This window comes from Streptomyces sp. GESEQ-4, assembly GCF_017948455.1.
Lineage (GTDB): Bacteria > Actinomycetota > Actinomycetes > Streptomycetales > Streptomycetaceae > Streptomyces.
This window is the reverse complement of the sequence record NZ_JAFFSU010000008.1, coordinates 13,423-30,390: the sequence shown is the minus strand read 5'-3', so window position 1 is coordinate 30,390 and position 16,968 is coordinate 13,423. Positions and strand designations below refer to the sequence as shown.

Below are 16,968 nucleotides of genomic sequence, written 5' to 3'. Positions count from 1 at the left end.
TCAGCCCTTCTTTCCGTTGACGGGTCCGGCGACGCCGACCGCGGCGAGCTTCTTCTCGTACTCCTCCTCGCTGAGGTTCCGCCAGGCGGTCAGCGAGATGTCGGGACGGTAGAGCTTCTCCGGGGGCGCGTCGGTGACGTCGACCATCCAGGCGTCCTGGCCGGAGAACTGGCCGTGGAACAGCCAGCGGATGGCGCCCAGGTACTTGGCGTAGAAGCCGAGGGTCTTCCAGCCCTCGGTGAAGTTGACCATCACGCCGACGTAGCGGTGGTGGTCCGCGTCGACCGGGACGTAGAACTCGTAATGGATGAAGTTCGGGTAGGCGATGCGCAGCACGCCCGGCATCGACAGGGACGCGAAGCCCGGGAACTCCTGGGCCTCGATGACCGGGTCGACCTTGTCCGCCTTGCCGGTGTTGCCGAGGTTGAAGGTCTCCTTGGGCGGTTGCTGCTTCCACCAGCGCTTGTTGGACCAGCGGCCCACGCCCGGGAAGTCGGCCTCCCAGTGGACCTCGTCCTGCACCCGGAAGATCCAGCGCCCCTGGGGGACGATCCTGGTGATGTTCCAGGTGGGCATCGCCTTGAACAGCCGCCACAGCGCGGTGCGATGCAGGTACTTGGCGTGACCCTCGTCGAAGCCGTTCTCGCAGGCGAACCGCCAGTTGCCGCCGCGGGGTTCGATGCGGCCGCCCATGACGAAGCCGTTGGAGACGAGCTCTTCAGGAAGCTGCTCGTCGATCGGGGACGCCTCTTCGTCGGCGACGGGGATGTACACCCACACCATGCCGAGGCGTTCCTCGACCGGGTACGTCTTCACCTCGACCTTGCCGGTCAGCCGGCAGTCGGGGCCGTCGGTGATGACCGCGCAGAGCTTGCCGGTGGGCAGGTCGAAGGTCCAGCCGTGGTACGGGCAGCTGACCGTGCCGGGGAACTGCTGGTTGCCCTCGGACAGCGGCACCCCGCGGTGCGGGCAGCGGTTGTGCAGCGCGTACACCGTGCCGCCGTCGCGGATCAGCGTGATCTTCTCGCCGCAGAGCGTGAACGGGAGCGGTTTGCCGGTGATGTGGCTGGACCAGGTGACCGGATACCAGTAGCCGCGGAAGCCGGCCGCCGCCGCGTCGTAGTGGGGCCACGTCGACCAGTCCTGCCGACCGGGCTGCCCCGCCGGTCTGCGACTGCCTCGGCCGGTGCCCTTGGAGGCGAGCGAGCCCTCACCCGTCGTCATCGTGCGTGACCTCCTGCTGCCGTCGGAACATGGCATTGAGCATCAGGGGGCGCACGGGATCCGCCTACGGACCTGTTCCGCTGAGCAGACCGCGCCGGATCGCCACGACGGCCGCGCCTGCGAAGGTCCCGTCATGGATGACATGGAGGATCTGTTCTCGCCCGATCTCTTTTCTCTCGCGGGACGCACCGCGCTGGTCACGGGCGGCAGTTCGGGTATCGGAGCGTCGGCCGCCCGTGCGCTGCGTGCCATGGGCGCGCAGGTGGCGGTCACGGCCCGGGACTCCGGGCGGGCCCGGTCGGCCGCGGAACGACTGGCGAAGCAGCGGGTGCCGACTCGGGGAACCGGCACCGCCGGGGAACCGGAGGTGATGGGCCTGAGCTGCGAGGTCACCGACGAGCGAGAGGTCGACGCCGCCGTCGCGGCGGTCCTGGAGCGGTGGGGCCGGCTGGACGTCCTGGTCACCAGCGCGGGCAGGCTGGCCCGCGGTTCCGTGGCCGACCTGCCGACCGAGGACTTGCACGGGTGTTTCGCGACCAACGTGTTCGGCACCTGGTACGCCTGCCGGGCGGCCGCGCGCGTGATGACCGGTGCCGGATTCGGGCGGATCATCACGCTCGGCTCGGTGCTCGGCTCGGTGGGAGCGCCTCAGCGGGGCGCGTACGCCGCGTCGAAGGGAGCGGTCGTACAGCTCACCAAGTCGCTTGCCCTGGAGCTGGCGGACAGCGGGGTGACCGCGAACTGCCTGCTGCCCGGCCCCATGCTCACCGAGATGAACGAGGGTGCACGCGACGATCCGGTCGCCGCCGCGTTCGTACGACAGGAGGTGCCACTCGGGCGGTGGGGCGAGGTCCACGAACTGTCGGCCGCGCTGCTCCTGCTGGCCTCGCCTCACTCGGCGTATCTCACCGGCGCCGTACTGCCGGTGGACGGCGGCTATCTGGCCCATTGACGGCTCTGCTGCGGCACAGCGTCCCGCTCAGCGGACCGCGATCCATGCCCTCCCGCCGTGCCGCGTTCTACGGTTCGCCAATTCCGCGTCCGCACGCCGATGCCCGATGACCAGCCGGAACCGGCGGTCTCCCGTCAACCCACCGAGGTATTCATGGAGGCACGGGCCAACAGCAGACGATCCGTTCCGCGCATCGTCGTTCTCCTCATCGCGTTGATGTCGCTGACCGCGTGCAGCGCGGCCACCACCGATTCCGCCGGCGGTTCCGGCGCCGGCGCGGCCACCGGCCCCACGGTCCGCATCGCTGTCGGCATCGACCCTTCCTTCGCGCCCTTCTTCCTCGCCGACGAGCAGGGGCTGTGGGCGGAGAACGGTCTCGATGTCGAACTCGTCCAGTTCGGGCGGGGCGGCGAGGGCGTCGACGCCCTCGCCGGCGGCCAGGTACAGCTGGCCGGGAACTCGGACACCACCACCATCGGCATGCTCGGGCAGAACTCCGGCCTGCGGTCCCTCCTGGTGTACGAGGAGTCGGGCCGCTACCTCAAGGTCGTCCTCGGCCCCGAGGTCGCCGACCCCTCGAAGATCCGCACGATGGCCGTCGTACCGGGGCTCTCGGAACTCGCGGCGACCCGCTTCCTGGAGTCGAAGGGGATCGACACCAAGTCGGTCGACTTCATCACCGCCGACCCGCCGGAAATCCCGGCTCTGCTGCAGAAGGGCGACGTCGACGCCTACGTCCTGTGGGAGCCCTGGCCGGCCAAGGGCACCGAGCTGGGCGGAAAAGTCCTGGAAACCACCGGCGACTACGGTCTGTCGTACGCCCACTGGCTCATCACGGACAACAAGTGGCTGAGCACCAACAAATCCACGGCCGTCAAGATCGCGCAGACGCTCCAGGAAGCGGCCCGGCTCACCGAGTCGGACCCGGACGGGGCGGCGAGTGCCACCCAGAAGGCCGCGAAGATTCCCACCGCCCAGACCCTGAAGGCGATCGAGGAGATCGACTTCGACGTACGCGACATCACCGCACAGGACCTCGAGGGGTACGCCTCGACCGCCGAGTTCTACGCGGACACCGGCAAGGTCGAGTCCCCGCCGGACGTGGCACGGGCCGCGTTGCGCGGATGGTTCACCGAACAGACGAAGGGATCATGATGACGAAGGCCATCGAGGCCGACCGGCCGCCGTCCGGCTCGCCACCCGTGGGCGGCAGCCGCGGCGCGGCGGTGTCCGTCGACTCAGTGGACATCCGGTTCGGCTCCTTCCACGCCGTACGCGGTATCTCACTGGACATCGCCGCCGGTGAGTTCCTGTGTCTGCTCGGTCCGAGCGGCTGCGGCAAGTCCACTCTGCTGTCCGCGCTGGCCGGCTTCGTACGGCCGCACCAGGGCGCCCTCACTGTCGACGGAGCCCCGATCGGCGGTCCCGATCCCGACCTGGGCATGGTCTTCCAGAGCAGTGAGGCACTCTTCGACTGGCTGACGGTGCGCCAGAACGTGGCGTTCGGCCCGCGTATGCGCGGCAAGTCCCGTGCCGAGCAGGCCGAGCTGGCCGACGAGTACCTCGCCCTGGTCGGGCTGCGGCACTGCGCCGACCGGTTCCCGGACCAACTCTCCGGCGGCATGCGCCAGCGGGTGCAGATCGCCCGCGTGCTGGCGAACGAACCGCGGGTCGTGCTGATGGACGAGCCGTTCGGCGCGCTCGACGCGCAGACCCGGCAGGTGATGCAGGAGGAGATGAACCGTATCTGGAAGGCCTCGGGCTGCACCGTCGTCTTCGTCACGCACGACATCGACGAGGCGATCCTGCTGGCCGACCGCGTCGCCGTCATGACGGCGGGACCGGCGGCGTCGGTCAAGTCCGTCTACCCCGTCGACCTGCCCAGGCCGCGCGACGAGACCGACCCCGCGGCCCTCGAACTGCGTCGCGCCCTGCGGGACGACATCGGCGAAGAGGTACGCAAGGCCCTGCGCGACCAGGGCCTCGACGCGGAGGTGGACGCATGACGGTCGTCACGGCGAAACCCGCCGCCGAACCCCGTGCCGAGCGGCGTGCGCTGCGGGACGCCGCGCGAGGACTGCGCGGGATCGGTCTGTCCGTGGTGTCCGTCCTCGTCGGCATCGGGATCTGGCAGCTGCTGGCGATGCAGTACGGCGCCTCCCTGGTCGCCTCCCCGAGCGCGACCCTGGACGCGGCGGGCGAACTGGCGGGCGACGGAACGCTCACCAACTCGATCATCGCCTCCAGCCGCCGCATCCTGATCGGCTGGGGACTCGGTCTGCTCGTGGGCGTACCGGTCGGCCTGCTCATCGGGCAGATCACGCTCGTTCGCCAACTCCTCGACCCCTACATCGAGTTCTTCCGCTTCATCCCGCCGGTCGCGTTCGTGACGCTGGCGGTGGTGTGGCTGGGCATCGGCGAGTCGTCGAAGGTCGTGCTGATCTTCTACACGGCGGTCTTCATCGTCACGCTCAACACGAGCGCCGGCGTGATGGCCGTGAGCGAGTCGAAGCTGCGCGCGGCGGCGAGTCTGGGCGCGAGCCGCCGGCAGATCCTGCAAGGCATCGTGCTGCCGTCGACGGTGCCGTACATCGTCACCGGGGCGCGCCTCGCCATGGGCAACAGCTTCCTGACCATCGTCTCCGCCGAGATCGTCGCCGCCCAGGTCGGACTCGGCTCGCTGATCTGGACGTCCCGCAACTACGGGCGCATCGACTGGGTCTTCGTCGGGATCATCACCTTGGGCATCCTGGGGTTCGTCTTCGACCGCGTGCTGCGGATCGTCGCCTCCCGGGTCCTGCGTCGATACGGAGTGAAGCTGTGAGTGGCGAGACCTCGCGTGCCCTTGTCCTGGAAGAGTTCGGCACCCTGCCCCGGTTGGTGCAGCGGCCGGTGCCCGTACGGGAGCCCGGCCAGACCCTCGTACGCGTACGGGCGGCGCAGGTGGGCCACCTCGATCTGAACGTCGTGGACGGCAAGTTCGGCATCCTGCCGGAGCTGCCCGCGGTGCCGGGCACCACGGCGTGCGGGGTGGTTCTGGCCTCGGACACGCACGCCGAGGGCAGCCTGGTCAGGATCAATGGCAAGGGGCTTGGGCTGCGTCGGGACGGGTGCTGGGCCGAGCACGCGGTCGTGCCGGACGCCGCCGCGGTCCCGGTGCCCGAGGGTACGGATCCCGCGCTGGCGTGCAGTTTCTTCTCACCGGCGGGCACGGCCTGGGCGGCGGTGCACTCGGTCGCGGCGATACGGCCCGGCGAGCGGGTCATGGTGACCGGCGCGGCGGGCGCGGTCGGCGCGCTGACCGTACAGGTTGCCGCGCGCGCAGGAGCCGAGGTGATCGGGGTGGTGGGCCGTCCCGCCAAGCTCGGCCATGTGCCGGCGCCCGGAAAGCCGGTCCTGGCGGCCGAGTTGTCGCCGGAGTCCGTGGGCGGGCCGGTGGACGCGCTCATCGACACCGTCGGCGGGCCGGTGCTGCGCGACTGCCTCGGGCTCGTCCGCCCGCGCGGGCGTGTCGCACTGGTCGGCTACACCGCCGGGCGCGAATTCACCGTGGACCTCGCGGACTTCCTCCTCGCCGACGTGGCACTGCTGCCCGTCAACCTGATGTCACGGGGCAAGGAGGTCGCCGCGGACGCCGAGCGGATGCTGGGCGAACTGGCGTCGGGGGAGCTGACGTTGCCGATCGAACGGTACGGGCTCGCTGCGCTGGCGGAGGCGGTGGAGCGGCTGCGTACGGGTGAGGCGGTCGGGAAGGTGGCGCTGGACTTGACCTGACGCGCATCCGCCTAGGAACTCTGCTCTGCCATCGCGGATCCCTCCCGGTGGGGCCGGGCTCATGCTCAGATCGTGGGCCAGGTCGTGCTGACGAGCGGGCAGGGGCTACGCCGGGAAGAGCTCGGGCAGCAGCCGGCGGGCGTCGGCGCGGGCCGGTTCGACCGCGTCGAGGGGCGCCGACGACGCCGGCCAGCGCAGCGTCACGCCGATGTCCGCCCAGCCGCCGACGGCAGCCAGGCACTTGTCCAGCGCCGGGTTGGACAACCCGCGGGCCTGCAACGGCGCGATGTGCCGGACGAAGAACGCACCAATGCGCCGCTCCATGAACCCCGGGTGGCGGTGTACGGTCGTGCCCTGGCGGTTTCCCGGCCGCCTCTGGGTCCGCAGGCAGAGCTGCAAGCTCACCGGTTGCACATGAACATCACTGGCAGATCTTCCAGCCCGATGTCGCGGACCCGCGGGCGCCGAGGAAGGACTGCCTTGTCCGATCAACCACGCCCTCTCCCCGACCGGCCCAGCCTCCGGTACCTGAAGATCGAGGCGAAACGTCGCCTCTCCACAGGGGAGTTCGCGACACTCCACGAAGCCCAGCTGGCCATCGCCCGTGAGCACGGGCTGCCGAGCTGGACCGCACTCAAGGAACGCATCGAGGCCGAAAACCCCGCGAGCCACGCCCTGACGCACGTGCGGTGGGTGATGTCGCGCTTCGCGGCGGCCGGCACCCCGGGATGGACACCCCCCGACGAGGAGGAGCTGCGCCGACACTTCGATGACCGTTACCTGAGCCTCGTGCCGACGGACTGGGTGACCCACCTGTTCACCACGGTCGCCGAACGACTGCGCGAGGGCCTCGCTGACGTGCAGGCCGAACCGCTGTACCTTCGCGCACGCCTCGCCGACCTGCACATCGAGGCAGCGACCGAAGCCGAACCACCGCACCGGCTGAGCAGTCTGCAGATGTATCCGGCGCGCGAAGCCGGCGCCGATGTCCCTGGTGGGCCGCCCATCCCTGGCTGAGCCCGCAGGTGCGCCGGGCCAGAAGGCAGGCCCGGCGAGTCTCGACCTCGACGTGGTAGCTGGAGATGGAGTTCTGGAACACCATTTGGAGGTGTCGGTGTCAGGCGAGTACGACCACGGCATGGCCCCGGCAGCAGACGATTCCGGGGCCGTCGCCGTGCGCGGCCGAGCAGTGCTCCACCAGGTCGAGCGTGACCTCACCACGCGCCCGATCAACCTCGCGTACCGTGCCGGTGACCACGAGCCGGTCCCCCGCGTGGGCGGGCGCCCGGTTCTGCCACGCGACCTCGCGCACCCGCCCGGTCTCGCCGGCGAAACCCGCCGCGGCCCGGTGGAAGAGGCAGCCGTGCAGCTGCGCCATGACGACCGGGTCGGCCAGCCCTTCGGACCGGGCGAAGGCGGTGTCGTAGTGGATGCGATGGGTGTTGCGGGTGACGGCGCCGAAACGCAGCAGGGCGACCGCGTCCGGGGTGAACTCCACGGGCGCTACCGGCTGCCCCACGGTGACGTCGCTGTATCCCCTCACCTGGCGATGAACCTCTCCGTGACCTCGACGAGCGTTCCGCGCGTCGTGCTGCACGTCTTCTCGACCGTGAGCAGCAGGAACCCGTCCCCCGCTCCTTTGCGTTCAACTGCCGTGAGGACCCGGAGCAGTTCGATCGGGTCCCCCGCCCGCACCTCGCCCGTCCAGCGCACCTGCTGACCACCTGCCATGAGCCGGACGTCGAGCCCGTCGGTGCCGGGGACCTCGTCGCGGTACATGCCGTCCGGCCGGACCTCGTCGGGGCCGGCTCCGGGCGCGCCGCGCAGCAGGCTGACGACGTACATGGGGTGGACGGTGAACCGGGAGCTGTCCGGATCCGTCAGGTGCGGCGCGGTCTCGCCGGCCGCGCGGGCGAACTCCGCGGCGTCCTCGGCCCGTACGACACCCAGCTGCCGCCGCTCGAACCGCCCGACCAACGCCCGTGCCCGCTCCTCGGCGAGGTCAAGCCCGTTCGCCATGCACCGCCTCCATATTCGAAAGCCACACTCGGATGACCGGACGCTAGCCGCGACGCCTTCCGCGTCGCCATGGAACCGGCCCGCTCAGCGGACCGCTCCGCTTGGGCGGGCCCGCCTCGCGGGGACACCATGCGGGACATGGACCTCATGGACATTCAGCCGCCTCCGCAGGGCGCCTACGCGGAGGCGGACGGCGTCACGTACCACTACATCGAGATGGGCGAGGGAAGCCCCACCGTCTTCCTGCACGGCGGCGGCCCGGGGTGCACGAGCTGGTCGGACTTCGGGCAGGTGGCGCGGCTGTTCGCCGAGGACCGCCGGTGCTTCCTCGTCGACATCCTGCAGTACGGGAAGTCCGCGAAGCCGGTCATCAAGGGCCCCATGTGGGACTACCACGCCGCCAAGACCGTGGCGCTGCTCGACTCGCTGGGCGTGGCACGCGCCGACTTCGTCTGCAACTCGTGGGGCGGGACCATCGCCCTCAACCTCGCCGCCAAGTACCCCGAACGGGTCCGGTCCCTCGTCATCACCGGCAGCATGCCGGTCTTCTACGGGCCGCTCGCGCCCCTCCCCGAGGGGGCCCGTCGCGGTCGCAACGCCCGGGACGTGTACTACGGCGGCGACGGCCCCTCGCCGGAGAAGATGCGCGAGCTGATGGCCCGCCTGGAGTGGTACGACGCGGACGCCATCCCCGAGGGCACGGTGAAGCTGCGTCACGAACAGAGCCTGGACCCCGAGGAGATGGCGCTCGCCGCCGCATCCGACAACCCGCGCGGCGACTGGCAGGACCTCACCGGGGAACTGGGCCGGATCGAGGCGCCGTCGCTGTTCATATGGGGCATGTACGACGCGTTCCTGACGCCGGACTACCCGCTGATGCTTGCCCGGATGGTTCCCCGGGGCAACCTCCATGTGATGAGCCGGACGTCCCATCACCTCCAGGAAGAGCGACCGCACGACTACTACACCGTCGTCACCGGTTTCCTGAACCAACAGCACGACTGAATGCCGATGAATGCCGAGGAGCGACAGTGAGTGAGTCCGTGGTGCGCGTCGTCGAACTGTCCAGTCCCTTCGCCCGTTTCGCGGGCAGGCTCCTGGTGGGCCTCGGTCACGAGGTGGTCCTCGTCGAACCGCCGGGAGGCGATGCGACCCGGCACGAACTCGACGGCGACGCCTTCGCCCACTGGCACGCCGGGAAACGCTCGGTCACCCTCGATACGGGCACGCCCGAAGGTGCCGCTGAGCTGCGCCGGCTCCTCGAGAGCGCGGCCGCGCTGCTCGACGGGAGCACCGAGGGCGCCGAGCCGGTCGCCGCCTGTCTCGACCACCTCGTACATGTACGGGTCACACCGTTCGGCCTCGTCGGCCCGCGCAGCTACTGGCAGGGCACCGATCTGGTGGTGGCCGCGCTCGGCGGCATGCTGGCGCAGGTCGGCGATCCGGACGGCCCGCCGCTGCGGCTGCCGGAGAACCAGGCGGAGCAACTCGCGGGCGTCAACGCGGCGATCGCCGTCCTGCTCGGCCTGCGCGCCCGGCGGGGCGGCTCCGGGCAACTCATCGACGTGTCGGCACAGGCGTGCGTGGCCGCCGCGCTGGAGGCGGGCGCCCTCGCCTACCTGCACGAGGACCGGGTCCCGTCGCGCCCCGGACGGGTGCATCCGCTGGTCCCGCACGGGTTGTTCCGGGCCGCGGACGGTCATCTGGGCGGAGGGCTCGGCGGCAGCCCCCGTATGTGGGACGCGCTGCTCGCCTGGCTGCGCGAGGAGGGCGCGGAGGCCGATCTGGCGGAGCCCCGGTGGCAGGATCCCGTCGAGCGCAAGAAGCACCAGGAACATGTGTTCAAGGTCGTGCAGGACTTCGTGGGTACATGGCCGAAGGCCGAGTTCGCGGAGCGGGCCCAGGCCAGGAAACTGCCGTGGGCCGCCGTCGACCTGCCCCACGAACTGCCGGACAACCCGCAGCTCACCGCGCGCGGCTTCTTCACCCAGGTCAGGACGGAGCAGGGAGACCGGACCGACCTCGGCTTCCCCTTCGCGTTCCCGGAGGGCCGCCGCGTCACGGCGCTCACCGTGCCCGGGCCCGGTGCCGACCAGGCGCTGCTCGACGAACCTCGTGCGACGCGCCCGGTCGACGGCGACTCCCCCGGCCTGCCCGCGCTGGACGGCGTACGCGTCCTGGACCTGACCTGGGTGCTCGCCGGCCCGTACTGCACCAAAGTCCTCGCCGACCACGGCGCCGACGTCATCAAGGTCGAGTCCGTCCGGCGCCCCGACCCGACCCGCTTCGCGCCCTTCATGCACCTGTCCCGGGGCGACCACACGGACCCGAACACCAACGGCTACTTCAACGAGGTCAACCGGAACAAGCGCAGCATCGCGCTCGACACGCGGACCGAGGAGGGCGTCGTGGTGCTGCGCGAACTCATCGCCTCCTGCGATGTCCTCGTGGAGAACTTCAGCGCCACGGTCATGACCGGGCTCGGCCTCGGCTACGAGGCGCTGCGCGAGATCAACCCGGGTCTGGTCTACGTGAGCATGTCTGGCATGGGCCACACCGGCCCGCGGTCCGGCTGGGTGTCGTACGCGGACACCGTCTCGGCCAGTGGCGGGCTGACCGGGCTCACCGGCTGGGACCCGGACGACGTGGTGGGCGTGATCTACGGCCACGGCGACATCGTCGCGGGACTCCAGGCCGCGCTGGCCACGGTCGCCGCGCTGGAACACCGCGCGGAAACGGGCCGCGGACAGCACATCGACCTGTCCCAACTCGAGGCGATCGCCGCCCACATGGGGACGAGCCTCCTCACATCGGCACGGTCGCCGATGGGCAACGCACACCACCGGTGGAGCCCTCAGGGTGTGTACCGCTGCCTGGGTGCCGACCGCTGGCTCGCCGTCAGCGTCCGCTCGGACGAGGAGTGGACGGCCCTGTGCCACGCCATCGGGCAACCCGAACTGGCCGAGGACGCACGGCTGTTGACCGCCGACGGCCGCAGGCGGGAGAGCACGCTGATCGACGGCGTACTCGGCGACTGGGCGCGCGGCCTGCCCGCCGACGCCGCCGCCGAGCTGCTGCAGGAGCGCGGGATTCCGGCCGGTGCCGTGCAGGACGGCCGCGAACTCGTCGAGCACGACCCGCAGTTGAGGGCACGTGGCTTCTACGTCCGTCTTGAGCACCCGGCCGCGGGCGCCTTCCTCCACGAGGGCGTGCCCGTCCGCCTCACCGGCACACCTGGCGGCATACGCAAGCCCGCGCCCCTGCTCGGTGCCGACACCGACGAGGTGCTGAGCGAGTGGGCCGGGATCCCGGCCGAGCGGCTCGGTCGACTGCGGGAGGCCGGAGTGCTCCAGTGAACGCCATGCCCATCCCGCTGAACGCCATGACCATCCCACAGTTGCTGGACTCCTCGGCGGAGGAGTACGGCGACCGCATCTTCCTGCGCGCGGGCGGGACGGAGCGCACGTACCGGCAGGCCCGTCAGGCCGCGGCGACGACGGCGGGAGCGCTCGCCGCACGCGGCTGCCGACCGGGCGACCGGGTCGCGGCCCTGCTGTCGAACCGGATCGAGTTCGTCGACCTGATCCTCGGCTGCGCCTGGCTCGGCGCGGTGCTGGTGCCGCTCAACACCGGCCTGCGCGGCCGGAGTCTGCGCCACGTCCTGCGGGAGGCGGCGCCGTCCTTCCTGCTCACGGAGGCGGAGTCGGCGGGCCGGGTGGTCGAGTCGGGTTACCGGGGCACGCTCTGGATCGTGGGCGAGGGCGACGCCCCACGGCCGGGAGAGGCCGAGTCTGTGCCACCGGCCGCGGTACGGCCGTACGACACCGCCTCGATCCTGTTCACCTCGGGCACCACGGGGACACCACGAGGGGTGCGCTGCCCGCACGCGCAGTTCGCCTGGTGGGGCCGCAACGTCGCGGACTCGCTGCGGCTGACCTCGGACGACGTGCTCTACACCTGCCTTCCGCTCTTCCACACCAACGCCCTGAACGCGCTGGCGCAGGCCACGGTGGCCGGTGCCGCCTACGCGCTCGACGAGCGTTTCTCCGCCTCGAAGTACTGGGCGAGGGTGGCGGAGACCGACGCCACGGTCATTCATCTGCTCGGGGCGATGGTGCCCATGCTGCTGGCCCAGCCGCCCGGTGAGCAGGACCGCGGGCACCGGGCTTGGCGGGGCCTCTCCCCCGCCACTCCGGGCCCCGCCTGGGAGCCCTTCCGCGAGCGCTTCGGTGTCACTCTGATCGACGGATTCGGCTCCACGGAGACAAACCTCGTCATCGGTTCCACCCCCACGCAGCAGCGGCCCGGCCTCATCGGCACCGTGCGCGACGGCTTCTCCGCACGTGTGGTCGACGAGGCCCTCGTCCCCGTCCCGGACGGCACCCCCGGCGAGCTGGTCGTCCGCAGTCACCAGCCGTTCGCCTTCTGCACCGGCTACTTGGGCGAGTCGGCACCACCGCCCCACTCCTGGCGCAGGACCGGCGACCGCGTGATCCGTGAGCCGGACGGCTGGTTCCGCTTCGTCGACCGCATCAAGGACGTCATCCGGCGGCGCGGCGAGAACATCTCCTCGTACGAGGTGGAGTCGGCCGTCCGCTCCCATCCGGCCGTCGCCGAAGCCGCGGCCTTCCCCGTGGCGTCAGAGCTGGCCGAGGACGAGGTCATGGTCGCGGTCGTCGTACGGCCCGGCAGCGTGCTGGACCCGGAGGCTCTGGCCCGGCACTGCGCGCGCGAGCTGCCCGCGTTCGCCGTGCCCCGGTACATCGAGACGGTCCCGTCCCTGCCGCTCACCGAGACCGGCAAGGTCCGCAAAGCGGTGCTGCGCGAACGCGGCGTCACCGCCGACACCTGGGACCTGACCGCCCGCGCACCTGCGAAGGCCTGATGTCAGCGTCGCGCGCAGAGTCTGGGCGCCGGCGCCCCGGAGATCGGTGTCCACGATCGCCAGGTCCGCGTCGTCGCCGAGCAAGCTCACCTACGAGCCCGCAAAACAGCTCGTGCGGGCCGAGGCTCAGCTCGACCCGCACAAGTTGGGGATACGGTCTGTGTCCGAGGGGGGACTTGAACCCCCACGCCCGATAAAGGGCACTAGCACCTCAAGCTAGCGCGTCTGCCATTCCGCCACCCGGACTAGGTGTCTGCCGCCTTGACGGAGGTGTTCCCCGCGGCGACACGGACAACAATACCAAGGTTTCGTAGTGCCCTTCACCTGCATATCCGCGGCGTGAGACCCGGCCGGAGGGCGGGCGCGCACCCCTGCCGGGCCTCTCACCACGGGTGGTCGATCGGTCACGGCATGAGCTGGTACTCCGGGAAGTTCCCGGGCAGCCGCTCGCCCGTCGGCCCCTGCGTCACCGCGCGCACCAGCAGCTCGCCGCCGACGAACGCGCCCCTCCAGGACGCGCCGAAGCCGCCGAAGAGCTCGTCACGGTCACCGCGGGAGCGGGGTGCGCCGTGGCCGACCTTGAAGGCGCGGATCTGGGGGGCGAGCCGGTCGAAGGTCGCCCGGTCGTCCGTGGACAGCGTGGCCACCAGCGCGCCGTTCGAGGCGTTCATCGCGGCCAGCAGCTCCGCCTCCGTGTCGACCAGGACGATGGTGTCGACCGGGCCGAACGGTTCCGCGTGGTGCAGCGGGGAGGACGGCGGCGGGTTGAGGAGCGTGACCGGGTGGACGTACGCGGACGTGTCCTGGCCGGGCAGGAAGCGTGCGTCGGACAGCTTGCCTCGGTGCAGGGGTACGGCGCCGCGGTCGATGGCCTCGGCGACCTGGTCCTGGAGTTCCTTGGCCTTCGCCGCGTTGATCAGCGGCCCGAAGTCCAGCCGCGGGTACGGGTCGTCCCGCTGCTCGACGGCGAGCGGGTGGCCGATCCGCAGCGTACGGACCGCCGGGAGGTACGCCGCCAGGAACTCGTCGAACAGCTCGCGCTGGACGACGAAGCGCGGGTACGCCGTGCAGCGCTGCTTGCCGTAGTCGAAGAGCTTGGGGACGAGGGCCGTGAGTGCGTCCCAGTCCGTGTAGTTCCAGATGCCCCAGGTGTTGAGTCCTTCCTGTTCGAGTACGTGTCGCTTGCCGAGGTCGGCGACGGCGGTGGCCACCGCGGCGCCGGTGTCCCGGCCGCCGACGAAGGAGACGCAGCCGACCTCGGGCGCCCGCACCAGCGCCTCGGACAGCTCGCCTCCGCTGCCGCTGACGAGGGTGACGGGAATCCCTTCGCGGGCGGCCAGCGCACAGGCCAGGGTCAGACAGGCGACACCGCCGTCGGTCGGGGTCTTGGCGATGACCGCGTTGCCTGCCAGGGCCTGTACCAGTACTGCGTGAACGAGCACGCTCATCGGGTAGTTCCAGCTCGCGATGTTGGACACCGGGCCGTCCAGCGGGGCCCGGCCGTCGATCATCGGCTCGATGCCGTCGACGTACCAGCGCACCCCGTCGATCGCCCGGTCGACGTCCGCCTGCGCGAGCCGCCAGGGCTTGCCGATCTCCCAGACGAGCAGGAGCGCGAGCAGTTCGCGGTGGGCGGTGAGGGCGTCGAGGGTGGCGGCGACGCGGGCGCGCCGCTCGTCCAGGGGAACGTGGCGCCAGGCGCGGTGCTGGTCGAGTGAGACGCGTACGGCCTGGTGGGCGGTGGTGCGGTCCAGGCGTGGCGGGCCGGCGATCGGGCTGCCGTCGACGGGGCTGGTGGCGGGCAGGGCCCGGCCGTCCGCCTGCCAGGAGGAGTTCCAGAGATTGAGGACACGGTCGTCCCGGAAGGCCTCGGGGGCGACGCTCAGGCAGCGTTGCCAGGCGTCGGTCCAGGAGGTGCCTGATTTGAGGGTGAGGGTGGTTGCCATGGGTTACTCCGCTCTCGGTGCACAGTCGGGGGCGGTAGGTGAATGGCTACGGTGGACGCCGGCGAGGCGCGATAACTCCTGAAAGTCACCCGCTGTCAACTATGAGTGACGTCACCTCGGCTCGCCCAGTACGGCGAGTACCTGTTGCGCCGTCTCGGTCGGCGTGCTTCCCACCCCGACGCCCGCCGCCTCCAGTGCCTCCCTCTTCGCCGCCGCCGTACCCGACGACCCGGACACGATCGCGCCCGCGTGCCCCATGGTCTTGCCCTCGGGTGCCGTGAAGCCGGCGATGTAGCCGACGACCGGCTTGGTGACGTGCTCGCGGATGTACGCGGCCGCGCGTTCCTCCGCGTCGCCGCCGATCTCCCCGATGAGGACGATCACTTCGGTGTCGGGGTCGTCCTCGAAGGCGGCGAGGCAGTCGATGTGGGTCGTCCCGATCACCGGGTCGCCGCCGATGCCCACGCAGGACGAGAAGCCGATGTCGCGGAGTTCGTACATGAGTTGGTAGGTGAGCGTGCCGGACTTGGAGACCAGGCCGATGCGGCCCGGTTTGGTGATGTCGGCCGGGATGATGCCCGCGTTGGACTGGCCGGGGGTGATCAGGCCGGGGCAGTTGGGGCCGACGACGCGCGTGCCGCGTGCCTTCGCGTACGCGGTGAAGGCGACGGAGTCGTGGACGGGGATACCTTCGGTGATGACGACCGCGAGGCCGATGCCGGCGTCGGCGGCCTCGATGACGGCCGCCTTGGCGAACGCGGGCGGCACGAAGACGACGGTGACGTCGGCGCCGGTCGCGTCCATGCCCTCGCGCACCGAGCCGAAGACGGGGACGGCCCGGTCGTCGAAGTCGACGGTGCGGCCCGCCTTGCGCGGGTTGACGCCGGCGACGACATCGGTGCCGGCCGCGAGCATGCGCCGGGTGTGCTTCATGCCCTCGGCGCCCGTCATGCCCTGGACGAGGACCTTGCTCTCCTTGGTGAGGTAGATCGCCATGTTCCGTCTCCTCAGGCTGCGTGGGCGAGTTGGGCGGCCTTGGCCGCGGCGCCGTCCATGGTGGGGGCCTGCTGGACCAGGGGGTGCGCGCGCTCGTCGAGGATCGCGCGCCCGCGTACGGCGTTGTTGCCGTCGAGCCGGACGACCAGCGGTTTGGTCAACTGCACGGTGTCCAGGGCCCGCACGATGCCGTCGGCGACCGCGTCGCAGGCGGTGATCCCGCCGAAGACGTTGACGAAGACCGACTTCACGGCCGGGTCGGAGAGGATCACGGACAGCCCGTCGGCCATGACCTGGGCGGATGCTCCGCCGCCGATGTCGAGGAAGTTGGCGGGGCGGGCGCCGCAGCCGGCGACCACGTCGAGCGTCGACATCACCAGGCCGGCGCCGTTGCCGATGATGCCGACCTCACCGTCCAGCTTGACGTAGTTGAGGCCCTTGGCGGCGGCCGCGGCTTCGAGGGGATCGTCGTGCGCGGCTCGCTGGTCGCCCCAACGTGCCTGCCGGAAGCGGGCGTTGTCGTCGAGGGTGACCTTGCCGTCGAGCGCCAGGATCTGGCCCTGTTCGGTGCGCACGAGGGGGTTGACCTCGACGAGGACCGCGTCCTCCCGGACCAGCACCTGCCACAGCCGTACGAGAACGTCGACGGTCTGCGGCGGCAGCCCCGCCGCCTCGGCGATCTGCGCGGCCTTCGCCGAGGTGACGCCCTCGGCGGGGTCGACGGGGACACGCGCCACGGCCTCGGGCCGGGTGGCGGCGACCTCCTCGATCTCCATGCCGCCCTCGGCGGAGGCGATCGCGAGGAAGCGGCCCGCCGCGCGGTCGAGGACGTAGGAGACGTAGAACTCGGTCTCGATGTCCACGGGCTGGGCCAGCATCACCGTGCCCACCGTGTGGCCCTTGATGTCCATGCCGAGGATCTGGCGTGCCGTGATCTCGGCGGCGGCCGGGTCCGCGGCGAGCTTGACGCCTCCGGCCTTGCCGCGTCCGCCCGTCTTCACCTGTGCCTTGACGACGACCCGGCCGCCGAGCCTGCGGGCGATCTCGCGCGCCTCCTTGGACGAGGCGGTGACCTCGGCCCGGGGCACCAAGATGCCGTGTTCCTCGAAGAGTTCCCTTGCCTGGTGCTCGTACAGGTCCATTCCGGCTCCTGACTCAAAAGTGCCGCACGC

Annotated in this window: 16 protein-coding genes and 1 tRNA gene; 9 read left to right on the top strand and 8 right to left on the bottom strand. The window is 70.9% G+C overall.

Annotated elements, in window-relative coordinates; all coding sequences use genetic code 11:
• On the bottom strand, positions 1–1,224 hold the full coding sequence (locus tag KCH48_RS17335) for a Rieske 2Fe-2S domain-containing protein (RefSeq protein ID WP_210575098.1): 1,224 nt from the start codon (positions 1,222–1,224) through the stop codon (positions 1–3).
• A 133-nt stretch (positions 1,225–1,357) separates the two neighbouring features.
• Between KCH48_RS17335 and KCH48_RS17330 the strand changes: the two genes are divergently transcribed.
• From KCH48_RS17330 to KCH48_RS17310, 5 genes are all read left to right on the top strand, one after another.
• On the top strand, positions 1,358–2,176 hold the full coding sequence (locus KCH48_RS17330) for an SDR family NAD(P)-dependent oxidoreductase (protein WP_210575096.1): 819 nt from the start codon (positions 1,358–1,360) through the stop codon (positions 2,174–2,176).
• Between the two features lie 153 nt (positions 2,177–2,329).
• Positions 2,330–3,331 carry an ABC transporter substrate-binding protein gene (locus KCH48_RS17325; protein WP_210575094.1) on the top strand — a complete coding sequence of 334 codons (1,002 nt, stop codon included), beginning with the start codon at positions 2,330–2,332 and terminating at the stop codon, positions 3,329–3,331.
• Positions 3,328–4,182, top strand: a complete 855-nt coding sequence (locus KCH48_RS17320) for an ABC transporter ATP-binding protein (RefSeq protein WP_246885454.1) — start codon at positions 3,328–3,330, stop codon at positions 4,180–4,182. Before KCH48_RS17325 ends, KCH48_RS17320 begins: the two co-directional genes overlap by 4 nt.
• Positions 4,179–5,000 carry an ABC transporter permease gene (locus tag KCH48_RS17315; protein ID WP_210575092.1) on the top strand — a complete coding sequence of 274 codons (822 nt, stop codon included), beginning with the start codon at positions 4,179–4,181 and terminating at the stop codon, positions 4,998–5,000. The genes KCH48_RS17320 and KCH48_RS17315 overlap by 4 nt, the downstream gene beginning before the upstream one ends.
• Complete coding sequence (locus KCH48_RS17310) at positions 4,997–5,950, top strand: zinc-binding alcohol dehydrogenase family protein (RefSeq protein ID WP_210575090.1); 954 nt, start codon at positions 4,997–4,999, stop codon at positions 5,948–5,950. Before KCH48_RS17315 ends, KCH48_RS17310 begins: the two co-directional genes overlap by 4 nt.
• A 105-nt stretch (positions 5,951–6,055) precedes the next feature.
• Here the strand turns inward: KCH48_RS17310 and KCH48_RS17305 are convergent, their stop codons facing one another.
• On the bottom strand, positions 6,056–6,274 hold the full coding sequence (locus KCH48_RS17305; protein WP_246885453.1) for a hypothetical protein: 219 nt from the start codon (positions 6,272–6,274) through the stop codon (positions 6,056–6,058).
• Positions 6,275–6,430: 156 nt separating this feature from the next.
• Here KCH48_RS17305 and KCH48_RS17300 point away from each other — a divergent pair, with 156 nt between their 5' ends.
• On the top strand, positions 6,431–6,967 hold the full coding sequence (locus KCH48_RS17300) for a hypothetical protein (RefSeq protein WP_210575088.1): 537 nt from the start codon (positions 6,431–6,433) through the stop codon (positions 6,965–6,967).
• A gap of 100 nt (positions 6,968–7,067) precedes the next feature.
• Here the strand turns inward: KCH48_RS17300 and KCH48_RS17295 are convergent, their stop codons facing one another.
• Entirely contained in the window at positions 7,068–7,493 is a 426-nt protein-coding gene (locus KCH48_RS17295) for an acyl dehydratase (protein WP_210575087.1), read from the bottom strand.
• Positions 7,490–7,969 (bottom strand): MaoC family dehydratase, encoded by a 480-nt coding sequence (locus tag KCH48_RS17290; protein ID WP_210575086.1) that lies wholly within the window; start codon positions 7,967–7,969, stop codon positions 7,490–7,492. Before KCH48_RS17290 ends, KCH48_RS17295 begins: the two co-directional genes overlap by 4 nt.
• Positions 7,970–8,107: 138 nt before the next feature.
• Here KCH48_RS17290 and KCH48_RS17285 point away from each other — a divergent pair, with 138 nt between their 5' ends.
• From KCH48_RS17285 to KCH48_RS17275, 3 genes are read left to right on the top strand one after another with little or no spacing between them, the layout of a single operon-like run.
• Positions 8,108–8,974, top strand: a complete 867-nt coding sequence (locus tag KCH48_RS17285) for an alpha/beta fold hydrolase (protein WP_210575085.1) — start codon at positions 8,108–8,110, stop codon at positions 8,972–8,974.
• 26 nt (positions 8,975–9,000) lie between these two features.
• Positions 9,001–11,325, top strand: a complete 2,325-nt coding sequence (locus KCH48_RS17280; RefSeq protein ID WP_210575084.1) for a CoA transferase — start codon at positions 9,001–9,003, stop codon at positions 11,323–11,325.
• A 5-nt stretch (positions 11,326–11,330) separates the two neighbouring features.
• Positions 11,331–12,854, top strand: a complete 1,524-nt coding sequence (locus KCH48_RS17275; protein ID WP_210575083.1) for an AMP-binding protein — start codon at positions 11,331–11,333, stop codon at positions 12,852–12,854.
• Between the two features lie 161 nt (positions 12,855–13,015).
• Here KCH48_RS17275 and KCH48_RS17270 read toward each other — a convergent pair.
• The 4 genes from KCH48_RS17270 to sucC all read right to left on the bottom strand — a co-directional run bounded on the left by KCH48_RS17270 (position 13,016) and on the right by sucC (position 16,938).
• Positions 13,016–13,100, bottom strand: a tRNA-Leu gene (locus KCH48_RS17270).
• 158 nt (positions 13,101–13,258) lie between these two features.
• Positions 13,259–14,800, bottom strand: a complete 1,542-nt coding sequence (locus KCH48_RS17265; protein ID WP_210575081.1) for an aldehyde dehydrogenase family protein — start codon at positions 14,798–14,800, stop codon at positions 13,259–13,261.
• Positions 14,801–14,911: 111 nt separating this feature from the next.
• On the bottom strand, positions 14,912–15,796 hold the full coding sequence (gene sucD, locus KCH48_RS17260; RefSeq protein WP_210575079.1) for a succinate--CoA ligase subunit alpha: 885 nt from the start codon (positions 15,794–15,796) through the stop codon (positions 14,912–14,914).
• An 11-nt stretch (positions 15,797–15,807) separates the two neighbouring features.
• The gene (sucC, locus tag KCH48_RS17255; RefSeq protein WP_210575078.1) at positions 15,808–16,938 is read right to left on the bottom strand and encodes an ADP-forming succinate--CoA ligase subunit beta; all 1,131 of its coding nucleotides are present in this window, start codon (positions 16,936–16,938) and stop codon (positions 15,808–15,810) included.
• Positions 16,939–16,968 lie beyond the last annotated feature (30 nt).